10 protein-coding genes and 1 tRNA gene are annotated in these 11,797 nt (G+C 68.3%); 8 read left to right on the top strand and 3 right to left on the bottom strand.

What is annotated here, in order from left to right; translation table 11 throughout:
- Position 1: 1 nt before the first annotated feature.
- A complete protein-coding gene (locus tag OG474_RS04010; RefSeq protein WP_405060812.1) occupies positions 2–736 on the bottom strand; it encodes an MBL fold metallo-hydrolase in 735 nt (244 codons plus the stop codon).
- Between the two features lie 85 nt (positions 737–821).
- On the opposite strand from OG474_RS04010, the gene ligA reads away from it, so the two are divergent.
- Positions 822–2,813, top strand: a complete 1,992-nt coding sequence (gene ligA / locus OG474_RS04005; protein WP_405060811.1) for an NAD-dependent DNA ligase LigA — start codon at positions 822–824, stop codon at positions 2,811–2,813.
- Positions 2,814–2,816: 3 nt separating this feature from the next.
- Here the strand turns inward: ligA and OG474_RS04000 are convergent, their stop codons facing one another.
- Both OG474_RS04000 and OG474_RS03995 read right to left on the bottom strand, forming a co-directional pair.
- Positions 2,817–2,999, bottom strand: coding sequence for a hypothetical protein (locus OG474_RS04000; RefSeq protein ID WP_405060810.1), 183 nt, complete (start codon positions 2,997–2,999; stop codon positions 2,817–2,819).
- A 1,226-nt stretch (positions 3,000–4,225) separates the two neighbouring features.
- Positions 4,226–4,297 (bottom strand) — tRNA-Arg (locus OG474_RS03995).
- Between the two features lie 78 nt (positions 4,298–4,375).
- On the opposite strand from OG474_RS03995, the gene OG474_RS03990 reads away from it, so the two are divergent.
- The 7 genes from OG474_RS03990 to thrC all read left to right on the top strand — a co-directional run bounded on the left by OG474_RS03990 (position 4,376) and on the right by thrC (position 11,797).
- Entirely contained in the window at positions 4,376–5,209 is an 834-nt protein-coding gene (locus OG474_RS03990; protein ID WP_405060809.1) for a hypothetical protein, read from the top strand.
- A 383-nt stretch (positions 5,210–5,592) separates the two neighbouring features.
- A complete protein-coding gene (locus OG474_RS03985) occupies positions 5,593–5,781 on the top strand; it encodes a PspC domain-containing protein (RefSeq protein ID WP_405060808.1) in 189 nt (62 codons plus the stop codon).
- A gap of 11 nt (positions 5,782–5,792) precedes the next feature.
- Positions 5,793–6,317 (top strand): hypothetical protein, encoded by a 525-nt coding sequence (locus OG474_RS03980; RefSeq protein WP_405060807.1) that lies wholly within the window; start codon positions 5,793–5,795, stop codon positions 6,315–6,317.
- Between the two features lie 62 nt (positions 6,318–6,379).
- Entirely contained in the window at positions 6,380–8,038 is a 1,659-nt protein-coding gene (argS, locus tag OG474_RS03975; RefSeq protein ID WP_405060806.1) for an arginine--tRNA ligase, read from the top strand.
- Positions 8,035–9,441 (top strand): diaminopimelate decarboxylase, encoded by a 1,407-nt coding sequence (gene lysA, locus OG474_RS03970; protein WP_405060805.1) that lies wholly within the window; start codon positions 8,035–8,037, stop codon positions 9,439–9,441. The genes argS and lysA overlap by 4 nt, the downstream gene beginning before the upstream one ends.
- Positions 9,438–10,730, top strand: coding sequence for a homoserine dehydrogenase (locus OG474_RS03965; protein WP_405060804.1), 1,293 nt, complete (start codon positions 9,438–9,440; stop codon positions 10,728–10,730). Before lysA ends, OG474_RS03965 begins: the two co-directional genes overlap by 4 nt.
- A 2-nt stretch (positions 10,731–10,732) precedes the next feature.
- Positions 10,733–11,797: a threonine synthase gene (thrC, locus tag OG474_RS03960; protein WP_405060803.1), complete on the top strand. Its 1,065-nt coding sequence runs from the start codon at positions 10,733–10,735 to the stop codon at positions 11,795–11,797.

Genomic DNA, 11,797 nt, shown 5'->3' with positions numbered 1-11,797 from the left:
ACTACCCCTGTACGGCGGCCACTGCCTCGCGGATCGGACCGCGGTGCAGTCCGCCGTGGCCGGGCAGCACGAGGTCCGCGTCCAGATCCACCAGAGGCTTCAGTGCGGCGAGTAGATCCATCGGATCCCCGTGCTGGAACAGTGGTGGGATCAGCTGCGGGCCAGTGGCTGACACGATCTTGTGCCCGGTGACCAGGGCGTCTCCAGTGATCACCACGCCCGCAGCCGGGACGTAGTACGCAGAATGGCCCGCAGTGTGACCGTGAGTCGGCACTGGCACCGGCTGGCCGGGCAGGTCGAGAGTGCCGTCGCCTGGGAACGCCTGAACGTGCGGAGCCGCCACGTCCTGCAGAGCGCCGTTCCGGATGATGCCAACCGCCCACGGCAGTACGCCGGGTCGCCACAGGTTGCTGATCAGCTTGGCCGGTGCGAGCTGGTCCAGGTAGTCCCGGTGGGCATGGCTCACTTCGGCCGGATCGGCGTACGTCGGAATGCCGTAGCGACTGTGAAACGGGTTCACCGCACCCATGTGGTCGACGTGCGCATGTGTCAGCAGCACGGCTCGCACGTCCTGGGGCTGGTGCCCGATCGCCCGGATCGAGGCCTCGACCGCGTCGATGTCGCCGGGGTACCCGCCGTCGATCAGCGTCAGACCGGAGCCGTCGCGGAGCAGTACCCAGTTCACTGCCGAGCCCTGGACGAAGAAAACGTCCTTGGCGACCTCTTCGTACTTCACCGATTCTCCCGTCGCTGCTGGGTCGCATCCGCAACCCCAGCCAATTGTCCGGCATTGTCCCCAGGGCCCGGTAACGTCCGGTCTCGTGAACGTCGAAGAACGCATTCAGGAGCTGGCCGGCCGGATCGTCGAGCTGCGCGACGCGTACTACCAGGGATCCCCGGTGGTCGCGGACGCGGAGTACGACGCGGTCGAGGACGAGCTGCGCGGCCTGATCGCCGAGCACCCGGAGCTGACCCCGGAGCCGAACCCGCTGGACCAGGTGGGCGCGCCGACCGTGCTGCACGCCCCGATCCGGCACTCGCGCCCGATGCTGTCGCTGGAGAAGGCGACCAAGCCCGAGCAGGTCGAGGCGTTCTTCAGCAGGTTCCCCGGACAGCCGGTCGTGGTGATGCCGAAGCTGGACGGGCTGTCGCTGGCGCTGGTCTACGAGGACGGCCGGTTCGCCCGGGCGATCACCCGGGGCGACGGCACCACCGGTGACGATGTGACCCCGTTGGTGCGAGCCCTGACCGACGGCGTACCGCATCAGCTCGACGCACCGGGTCGCGTGGAGGTGCGGGGCGAGGCGGTCATGCTGCGGTCGACGTTCGCGGCGTACAACCAAGCCCATCCGGACAAGCCGCTGATCAACCCGCGCAACGCCGCGGCCGGCACGCTGCGGGCGAAGGACCCGGCCACGGTGTCCGAGCGGCGGCTGCAGTTCCTCGCGTTCGACCTGCAGACCGATGCGGACAGCGCGGAGACCGATCTGGAGCGCGGGCTCAAGACACTCGGGTTCACTGCCGCCGACATGCGGCACTGCGACGATGCGGCCGCGGCGCAGGAGGTGATCACCGGGATCGAGCAGCAGCGCAACGAGCTCGACTACGACCTCGACGGCGCCGTACTGCGGCTTGCCGATCGGGACGCGTTCGCCGCGGCCGGGACGCGGTCGAGCTCGCCGCGTGGTGCGCTGGCGTTCAAGTTCGCGGCCGAAGAGAAGACCACGATCCTGCTTGAGGTCAAGTGGGACGTCGGCAAGACCGGCAAGATCGCCCCGGTCGCCTGGCTCGAGCCGGTCTTCGTCGGCGGTACGACGGTCACCCGCGCCACGCTGGCCAACCAGGAGGTGATCAAGGCCCGCGGCATCAAGATCGGTGACACGGTCCTGGTCCGACGAGCCGGTGACGTGATCCCGTTCGTGGCCGGCGTGCTCGACGAGTCCCGCCGTACCGGTGCTGAGGTCGACATCGTGCCGCCGACGCACTGCCCGTCGTGTGAGCAGCCGCTGACCGAGCAGGGCAACAGCCGTGAGCTGTTCTGCACCAACGTCTCCTGCCCGGCCCAGACCGTGCGCCGCCTGATCCACTGGGCGTCCCGTGCGGCCGCCGACATCGACGCCATCGGCGGCGTCTGGATCGAGCGCCTGGCCGAGGCCGGCATCCTCGAGAACCCCTCGGACTTCTACGGCCTCACCAAGGAACGCCTGCTCGAGTTCGACCGGGTCGGCGAGGTCTCCGCCACCCGCATGATCGACTCCATCGAAACCAGCAAGCAGGTCGGCCTCCGCCGGGCCCTGATCGGCCTGGCCATCCCGATGGCCTCCGAAGGCACTGCGGCGCGGTTGTGCCGAGCCGGCTTCCCGTCGCTGGAAGCCGTCATCGAAGCAGGCGAAGAAGGCCTGGTCGCCGTCGACGACATCGGCGCCAAGGTCGCCGCCTCCCTCATCGCCCACCTGAGCCGCCTGCAACCCGAGCTGGAACGCCTCCGCGCCGCCGGCGTCTCCCTCGACGTCCGCGACGAGGACCTCCCGCCAGTAGTAGCGGCCGGCGCACCCCTGGCCGGCAAAACCGTCGTGGTCACCGGCTCCATCTCCGACCCGCGGACCGGCGAGAAGGTCGCCCGCCCAGCCTTCCAACGCATGTGCGAGCGCGCCGGAGCCACCATCGCCTCCTCGGTCTCCGCCAGCACCGACTACCTGATCACCGGCGCCGACGTAGGCGCCGCCAAGATCACCAAAGCCGAAAAACTGGAGGTCGAGGTCGTCGACCAGTCCGAGATCTGGAACCAACTCCTCGACGCCGGAGTCGCCTGACGATCAGCCAGGCAGCTTCGCCGTGACGAAGGGCTGCAGCTTGGCCTGCAGGTCCTTCTCGTAGGGGTCGGCCGTCACCTCGGTGCCGGTCGCTCCGGCGTACACCGTTCTGAGGTCCGCACAGCTGGAACTCACGGCCTTCAGCGTGAAGGTCCCCAGTTGCTTCCCCGTTCGCGCTTCGTACACGCGGTAGTCGTACTTCGCGCTCTGCTGCGAAACCGTGTACTCCGTGCCACCCCCGAACGGCGTGTACTTGCAGGTTCCGATGACCCCTTCCGCACCGACGGCGTACCGATAACCTTTGCGGAGTCCTTCTGCCGCCGGGTGCCTGTTGCGGGATCGCGGCAGGTGATCGGTCGCGGGGGTTGGGGTCTTTGGCTGGCCAGGAACTCCGCCTTCCCGGATGTGCTCGTCCCATCCCGCCGCTCGGATTCGGCCGGTGGGGTGGTCGGTGGCTGGTCGCCGCTGCGGCCGGATTGACTGAGACGGGTGGCTGGGGTGGTCTTCGGCTGAGGGGGATGGTGCGGGTCGGTGACCGCGGTTGCGGTTGCTTGAGCTTCCGGGCTGTGGTTGCTCCCGATGATCACGAGGCCTGTCAGCTGATTCGCCGCCGTGGTTGGCCACTGCGGTTCGGGTCGCCTGCCTCGCCTGCCTGGCCTGCGGAAATTTGGCTGGATATCCGTTCAAGTTGGCCCTTCTCTGCTCAAAGTTTGAGGGGAGAACCAGCAACTTGCGGGGAGATCCCCTCGTTTCCGCGACCGCAACCCAAGCCCGGAAGCTCAAGCAGCCGAAACTGTGGTCACCGGCCTCGCCATCCCCCTCAGCCAGAGACCACGCCCGCCTAGCGCTTCAGTAAATCGGCCGCTGCGGCGACCAACCAGCGGCTACGTGTCCGGCCTGTCCGGTGCGGCGCGAATCGGGGGCGCCAACCCGCTCTGCGGGGACCTACTGCCTCTCAGAGACAGCAGATCCCCGCAAACACCCGCCAACCGGCCACAACCGGAGCAACCGCACGTAATGTCCGAAGATCCGGAGACCAGACCCTCCGAATCGTCGGACGTTACGGGTCAGACAGGAGCCAGTGCCGCCCGGAGCGTCGGCGGCGTGCGGCCCGACTGCCGGTAGCAGACGCGGCGACCAACAGAAAGGCGCCCCCGGAGGTAGGTGGCATTGGTTGCCCACCAACAGTCCATCGGCACAAGCAACCCGAGCCGACCCACAAGCAAACCCGAGCCAATCCGCCAACCTCAGCCAGGCTCCGGAGGGCCGGGCGCAACCTCAGCCAGGCACAGCGGGGGGTCCGGGGGGCGCAGCCCCTCCGGGGTGGGGTCTGGGGGCCCCGCCCCCAGAAAACACGGCGGGCGATCCAAGTTGGCGCACTCCGCCAACATGAACCGCCCAGATCGATCGCGCGCCCCCGGCAGGATTCGAACCTGCGCACCCGCCTCCGGAGGGCGGTGCTCTATCCCCTGAGCTACGGGGGCTCAGGAACGAGGTGAACATTAGCAGCATGTTCATGCCATCTCCGAATTGGGGGATGTGCGGTGGGGTAGAACTCGGCCATGCGCAAACTGGGGATCGCTCTGGTGGTCATGCTTGTCGCCGTGATGTGGCCGGCACAGGCTCATGCTGTGGACGGTTGGCGGTTGGTGGGGTCGGACAACGCCCGTCCGCTCGACGAGGGTCAGGGGCTTGCCACGGTGACTCGTGGCGGCACGACGCAGTACCGGTATACGGGGAACACGACCATCCCGTTGGACCTGTTGCTGGCCGGCTGGAATCACGTGGGTGACCCGGGTGCGGCACAGGGCTGGTACGTCGAGCCGTACCAGCGGGACGACCGCGGCGGGAAGTTGTTCCGGGTGCAGTCGCCGTCGGGTGTCTGGTCGAACTACAAGCACGCGCTCGAGTCGTGGGAGGCGACGAACAACAGTTGGTCGGCGGTGTCGCCGGACACACAGTGGATGGTGAATGGTGAGTGGGGCACGATGGATCGCCTGCTCGTCTTCCCGATGCCGGGTGTGGGTGCGACGAACCCGGCCAAGAACCTGCCGCTGGCTTCGCGAATCAACCTGGACCACCAGGTGCGCGACGTACAGGGCTGTGACTTCGTGACGGCTACTCAACTGCTCTGTGCGTCCGACGACCCGGCCGGGACGTTGTTCGGTACGACGAAGCCGCTGCTGCAGGTGGATCTGTCCGGACCGGTCGGCTCGGCCGATGTGACTGGGCATGTGACGTCGCTCGGGCAGCTGCCGCTCAAGAGCGGTTGCACGGGCAACTTCGAGGTCGAGGGCATCGACTACTTCGAGCAGGACGGGACCCTGCGGGTGATCGTGCTGTCCCCGAGCCTGTGCATCACCACCGACAGCAAGACCTACCGCTTCCAGCGCTAGGTGGTTCGGACCGCCAGCACCCAGTAACTGCGCGCGGCCGGTGTGATTCACGCTCAGCACGTGCTGCGTGAGCGGTCGGCAGACGACTTACTGGGTGATGCAGATCCGCCCCGGCCTTGAGCACGGTTCAACCATTTCCTGCCCGAGAATGTGGTCGATGGGTGCTCAAGGTGGTCGCGGTTGGCGGCCTTGGGCACGGTTCAACCGTTTCGGTGGTCGCGGAATGGTTGGTGGGTGCACAAAGGGCGGGGTGGGTGCTTGGCCGGGGCGGCGGTTGGGGGTGACCCTGACGGGACCCTGGAAGAGCGGTGTTGCGGGATCGGAGTGGGGGCGGGTGGCGTCATAGTGGTTGTAAGCCCCACCACGAAAGGACGTCGGTTCTCATGGCTAGCTCTCTGGTTCGCCCGTCGCACGGTCGCTGGATCGGCGGTGTTTGCGCCGGACTGGCCCGCAGGTTCGGCATGTCCGCCAACACGATGCGCTTGATCTTCGTGATCAGTTGCCTGCTGCCCGGTCCGCAGATCCTCATCTACATCGCCCTCTGGATCATGGTGCCGGCAGAGAAGTACTAATCTGACTCACCATGAGAGCAGGTGTGAAGACGGCCGCTCTGCTCCTGGTGAGTCTCCTGTTGAGCAGTGCCGCGGCCGGTTGCGGGGTAGGCCCTGCCAAGCCGGCCGCGGCCGAGCTCCGCACCACCGCCCCACCCTGGGACGCGCCGCGGGACGCGGTCTCCTACATCGACAAGGCCGGTTTCGAGCGACTTCCCCTCGACTTCTCCGGCCCGGCGCCGTACACGCTCCGTCTGAAGGTCACCCTGGACGGCAACCCCGTCCAGGTCCCGGCCGGGATCGGCGTCGACCGCGTCCGCGCCGAACAGGCCGCCGTACACACTCACAACACCGACGGCCTCATCTACGTGGAGGCCAAAACCACCGGCGAGAAGCCGACGCTGGCCCAGTTCTTCACCCTCTGGGGCCTCAAGTACGACGAAAAATGCCTCGCCGACGCCTGCCGTGACCTGAAGATCACCGTCGACGGTCAGCCGGCGCCGTGGGACGTCCCGTTCAGCGGTGGGGCGAAGATCACAGTGAGTGCCGAGCGCTGACCCTGTACCGGGCTGTGGATGGTGGTTCCAGGGAACGGACGGTTCGCCATTAGGCTGGGGCGGTGACTCCGGAACAGCTCGCTGAGAAGATCCTGCAGGCCCTGGCCGCGCTCGCCGCCGACGGCACCATCGTCGTCGAGGGTGGGCTGCCCGCCGAGCTGAAGGTCGAGCGACCCAAGAACCCCGAGCACGGGGACTATGCGACGAACGTCGCGATGCAGCTGGGCAAGCGCGCGGGGATGAATCCGCGGGCCTTCGCGGAGCTGCTGGCCACGAGGCTGCAGGACGACGAGGCGATCACCGAGGTGTCGATCGCCGGGCCGGGCTTCCTGAATCTGCGGGTCGCGGCCGATGCCCAGGGCAAGATCGCGCAGTCGATCGTGGACGCGGGCCCGGCGTACGGGTCGAGCGACACCCTGCACGGCCTCGCGGTGAACCTGGAGTTCATCTCGGCGAACCCGACCGGTCCGCTGCACCTGGGGCACACCCGGTGGGCGGCGGTGGGTGACGCGCTGGCGCGGGTGCTGATCGCGGCCGGGGCGAAGGTGACGCGCGAGTTCTACGTGAACGACCGCGGCAACCAGATGGACAAGTTCGGCGCGAGCCTGATGGCGGCGGCGCACGGCGAGCCGATCCCCGAGGACGGCTACCACGGTGAGTACATCGGTGAGCTGGCCCAGCGGATCGTCACCGAGGTGCCCGCGATCCTGGAGCTGCCCGTCGAGGAGCAGTCCGTCGCGTTCCGCGAGGCGGGGTACGAGCGGCAGCTCAAGGAGCAGCAGGACCAGCTGGACCACTTCCGGACCAAGTTCGACGTGTGGATGTCGGAGCGCAGCCTGCACGAGCAGGACGGTGTCGGCCACGCGATCGAGAAACTCCGCGAGCAGGGCCACCTCTTCGAGGCCGATGACGCGCTCTGGATGCGGACGACGGACTTCACCGACGACAAGGACCGGGTCCTGATCCGGACCAACGGTGAGCCGACCTACTTCGCCTCGGACGCCGCGTACTACGTGAACAAGCGCGACCGTGGTTTCGAGGTCTGCATCTACCTGCTCGGCGCCGACCACCACGGTTACGTGAACCGCCTGAAGGCGATCGCGGCCTGCGCCGGCGACGACCCCGAGCACAACATCGAGATCCTGATCGGCCAGCTGGTGAAGATCCTCAAGAACGGCGAGGAGATGAAGCTGTCGAAGCGGGCGGGCACGATCGTCACGCTCGCCGAGCTGGTCGAGGAGAGTGGCGTCGACCCGCTGCGCTACACGCTCTGCCGCTACCCGGTCGACTCGCCGCTGACGCTGGACATCGAGGAGATGACCAAGCAGGTCAGCGAGAACCCGGTTTACTACGTGCAGTACGCGCACGCCCGGCTGGCCTCAATCCTGCGCAACGCCGACGAGCTGGGTATCAAGCTGGACGAGTTCGAGCCCGGTCTGCTCAGCCACGAGCGCGAGGGCGACCTGCTGCGCGCGCTGGCCGAGTTCCCGCGGATCGTCGCGACGTCGGCCGAGCTGCGGGAGCCGCACCGGGTCGCGCGCTACCTCGAGGACACCGCCTCGGCGTTCCACAAGTTCTACGACAGCTGCCGGGTGCTGCCCCGCGGCGACGAGGAGGTGGAGCCGGTGCACAAGGCTCGCCTGACCCTGGTGTCCGCGACCCGGACAGTGCTCGCCAACGGGCTCGACCTGCTCGGTGTCTCCGCGCCGGAGCGGATGTGAGGGCCCACGAGGCGGGCGCGCTGCACGCCCAGGCCGGTCACCGCGCGCCGCCCTGGCTCAGCGCTCCGCGTGATGTCAACGACCTGGTCCCGCAGCTCTGGTCCGGTACGGCGAAGAAGACGGCCGAGGGCGCACTGGTCGTCGGAGGGGTCGAGGTCCGCGAGCTCATCGCCGAGCACGGCAGCCCGGCGTACGTGCTGGACGAGGACGACTTCCGCAATCGCGCCCGCGCGTTCAAGAGCGCGTTCAAGGATTTCGACGTCTACTACGCAGGCAAGGCCTTCCTCAGTACGACGATTGTCCGCTGGGTGATGGAGGAAGGGCTCAACCTCGACGTGTGTAGCGGCGGAGAGCTCGCCGTCGCGCTCAAGGCCGGAGCGGATCCGAAGCGGCTGGGTTTCCACGGCAACAACAAGTCCGAGGCCGAGCTGGCCCGCGCGCTGGACGCAGGGGTCGGCCGGATCATCGCCGACTCGCTGTACGAGATCGACCGGCTGATCGCGCTGTCGCGGGAGCGCGGCATCGTCGCGCCGGTGATGGTCCGGGTGACCGCGGGCGTCGAGGCGCACACGCACGAGTACATCGCGACCGCGCACGAGGACCAGAAGTTCGGCTTCTCGATCACCTCCGGCGCGGCGTACGAAGCCGTTGCCCGGGTCAACGAAGCGCCCGAGCTGGAGCTGCTCGGCCTGCACTCGCACATCGGCTCGCAGATCTTCGACTCGTCCGGGTTCGAGGTGGCCGCGAAGCGCGTGATCGCCTTGCACGCAAGGGTTTCCGAGGAGCTCGGCGTCGACATGCCGGAGCTCGACCTCGGTGGTGGTTTCGGTATCGCCTACACCACCCAGGACGACCCGTCCGATCCCGCGCAGCTGGCGACCGAGATGGGCAAGATCGTCGAGCACGAATGCCGTGCCTCCGGCGTCGACGTCCCCAAGGTCTCGATCGAGCCCGGCCGCGCGATCGTCGGCCCGGCGATGTGCACGGTCTACTCGGTCGGCACGGTCAAGGAAGTTGCCCTCGACAACGGCGCGGCCCGCACCTACGTGTCGGTCGACGGCGGCATGAGCGACAACATCCGCGCCGCCCTGTACGACGCGGACTACTCCTGCACGCTGGCCAATCGGTACTCGGACGCCCCGCCGACCCTGGCCCGCGTCGTCGGCAAGCACTGCGAGTCCGGTGACATCGTCGTGAAGGACGAGTTCCTCCCGGGCGACGTCGGCCCTGGCGACCTGGTCGCCGTGCCGGGGACAGGCGCGTACTGCCGGTCGATGGCGAGCAACTACAACCACGTACCGCGGCCACCGGTGATCGCGGTCAAGGACGGTCAGACGAGAGTCGTCGTACGCCGGGAGACCGAGGACGACCTGTTCCTGCTGGACATGGGAGTCGAAGGATGAGCCAGAAACCACTGAAGGTGGGTCTGCTCGGTTGTGGTGTGGTCGGTACCGAGGTGGTGCGGATCCTGACCGAGCGGGCGGACGATCTCGCGGCTCGCGTCGGTGCCCCGCTGGAGATCGCGGGCATCGCCGTACGGCGGGCCGGGCGCGAGCGTGACATCGCCGTCGACCCGTCCCTGATCACGACCGACGCGCAGGCGCTGGTGTCGAGCGGCGACCTGGATCTGGTGATCGAGGTGATCGGCGGCCTCGAGCCGGCCCGCACCCTGATCCTGACCGCCCTGGAGAACGGCGCCTCGGTCGTCACGGCGAACAAGGCGCTGCTGGCCGAGGACGGCCCGACGCTCTTCGCCGCGGCCGAGAAGTACGAGCGCGACCTGTACTTCGAGGCCGCCGTGGCCGGTGCGATCCCGATCCTGCGGCCGCTGCGCGAGTCGCTGGCCGGTGACGACGTGACCCGGGTGATGGGCATCGTCAACGGCACCACGAACTTCATCCTGGACAAGATGGAGTCCACCGGGGCCGGGTTCGACGAGGCGCTCGAGGAGGCCCAGGCCCTCGGGTATGCCGAGGCCGACCCGACCGCCGACATCGAGGGCTTCGACGCGGCCGCGAAGGCGGCCCTGCTGGCGAGTTTGGCCTTCCACACCAGGGTTTCGATCGCCGACGTGCACCGCGAGGGCATCACCGAGGTGACCGCGACCGACATCGCCTCGGCCCGTGAGATGGGCTGTGTGGTGAAGTCGCTGGCGATCTGCGAGCTGGACGAGGCGACCGATTCGGTCAGCGCCCGGGTCTACCCGGCGATGATTCCGCTCACCCACCCGTTGGCCAGTGTTCGCGATGCGTACAACGCCGTTTTCGTGGAATCGAAAGCGGCCGGCGAGCTGATGTTCTATGGTCGTGGTGCCGGCGGCGCCCCGACGGCCAGCGCTGTCCTCGGGGATCTCGTGTCCGCCGCGCGCAACCGGCTCAAGGGTGTGCCGGGGGTCGGCGAGTCGTCGTACACCCAGCGGGCCGTCCGCCCGGTGGGCGAGGCGGTGACCCGCTACCACGTGTCCCTGGACGTGGCCGACAAGGCCGGTGTCCTCGCGGCAGTGGCCCAGGCCTTCGCGGAGCACGGTGTGTCGATCCAGACCGTCCGCCAGGAAGGCCGGGGCAGTGACGCCGAGCTGGTGGTCGTCACGCACCGCGCGACCGACGCCGCGTTGTCCGCGACCGTGGAGGCCCTGCGCGACATGGACATCGTTCGTGAAGTCAGCAGTGTGATGCGGGTGGAAGGCGACTAACAATGGTTCACCAGTGGCGTGGCGTGATCGAGGAATACCGCGACCGGCTTCCGGTCTCGACGGACACTCCGGTGGTCACGCTCGGCGAGGGCGGTACGCCGCTGGTGGCCGCGCAGTGGCTGAGCGAGCAGACCGCGTGTGAGGTCTGGCTGAAGGTCGAGGGGAACAACCCGACCGGCTCGTTCAAGGACCGTGGCATGACGGTGGCGATCTCGCTGGCCGCGCAGGCCGGTGACAAGGCGGTCGTCTGCGCCTCGACCGGCAACACCTCCGCCTCGGCCGCGGCGTACGCCGTCCGCGCGGGGATGCTGCCGCTGGTGCTGATCCCGGCCGGCCGGATCGCCAAGGGCAAGCTCGCCCAGGCGGTCGTGCACGGGGCCAAGCTGGTCTCGATCGACGGCAGCTTCGACGACTGCCTGCGGATCGTCCGCGAGCTCGGCAAGCACTACCCGGTCGCCCTGGTGAACTCGGTGAACCCGGTCCGCCTCGAGGGGCAGAAGACCGCTGCCTTCGAGGTCTGCGACGCGCTCGGCGACGCGCCGGATCTGCACCTGCTCCCGGTGGGCAACGCGGGCAACATCGCGGCGTACTGGAAGGGCTATCAGGAGTACGCGAAGGACAAGCTGGCCTCGAAGAAGCCGCAGATGTGGGGTTTCCAGGCCGAGGGTGCGGCGCCGATCGTGCGCGGTGCCATCGTCGAGAAGCCGGACACTGTGGCGACCGCGATCCGCGTGGGCAACCCGGCGTCCTGGACGCTGGCCGAGGCGGCCCGGGACGAGTCGGGCGGCCGGATCGAGATGCTCACCGACCAGCAGATCCTTGCTGCGCAGGGCGCGCTCGCGGCCAACGAAGGCGTCTTCGTCGAGCCCGCGTCGGCGGCCGGAGCGGCCGGTCTGCTGCACGCGAAGGCCCAGGGCTGGCTGCCCGGCGGCTCGACCGTCGTGATTACGGTCACAGGCCATGGCCTGAAGGACATCGACACCGCGCTCGACCACGCCAAGGTGAACGAATCGCCGGTGACCCCGGCCGACACGGACGCGGTCGCCCGCGTTGCCGGTCTGGTCTGA

The organism is Kribbella sp. NBC_01505 (assembly GCF_045040285.1).
Lineage (GTDB): Bacteria > Actinomycetota > Actinomycetes > Propionibacteriales > Kribbellaceae > Kribbella.
This window is presented reverse-complemented; position numbering and strand designations above follow the sequence as displayed.

What these genes read in the sequence shown, in the direction of transcription:
- OG474_RS03980 (WP_405060807.1), top strand. Translation starts at nt 5,793, where the DNA reads ATGAGAGCAGGTGTGAAGACGGCCGCTCTGCTCCTGGTGAGTCTCCTG.
- OG474_RS03990 (WP_405060809.1), top strand. Translation starts at nt 4,376, where the DNA reads ATGCGCAAACTGGGGATCGCTCTGGTGGTCATGCTTGTCGCCGTGATG.
- OG474_RS03965 (WP_405060804.1), top strand. Translation starts at nt 9,438, where the DNA reads ATGAGCCAGAAACCACTGAAGGTGGGTCTGCTCGGTTGTGGTGTGGTC.
- OG474_RS03985 (WP_405060808.1), top strand. Translation starts at nt 5,593, where the DNA reads ATGGCTAGCTCTCTGGTTCGCCCGTCGCACGGTCGCTGGATCGGCGGT.
- thrC (WP_405060803.1), top strand. Translation starts at nt 10,733, where the DNA reads ATGGTTCACCAGTGGCGTGGCGTGATCGAGGAATACCGCGACCGGCTT.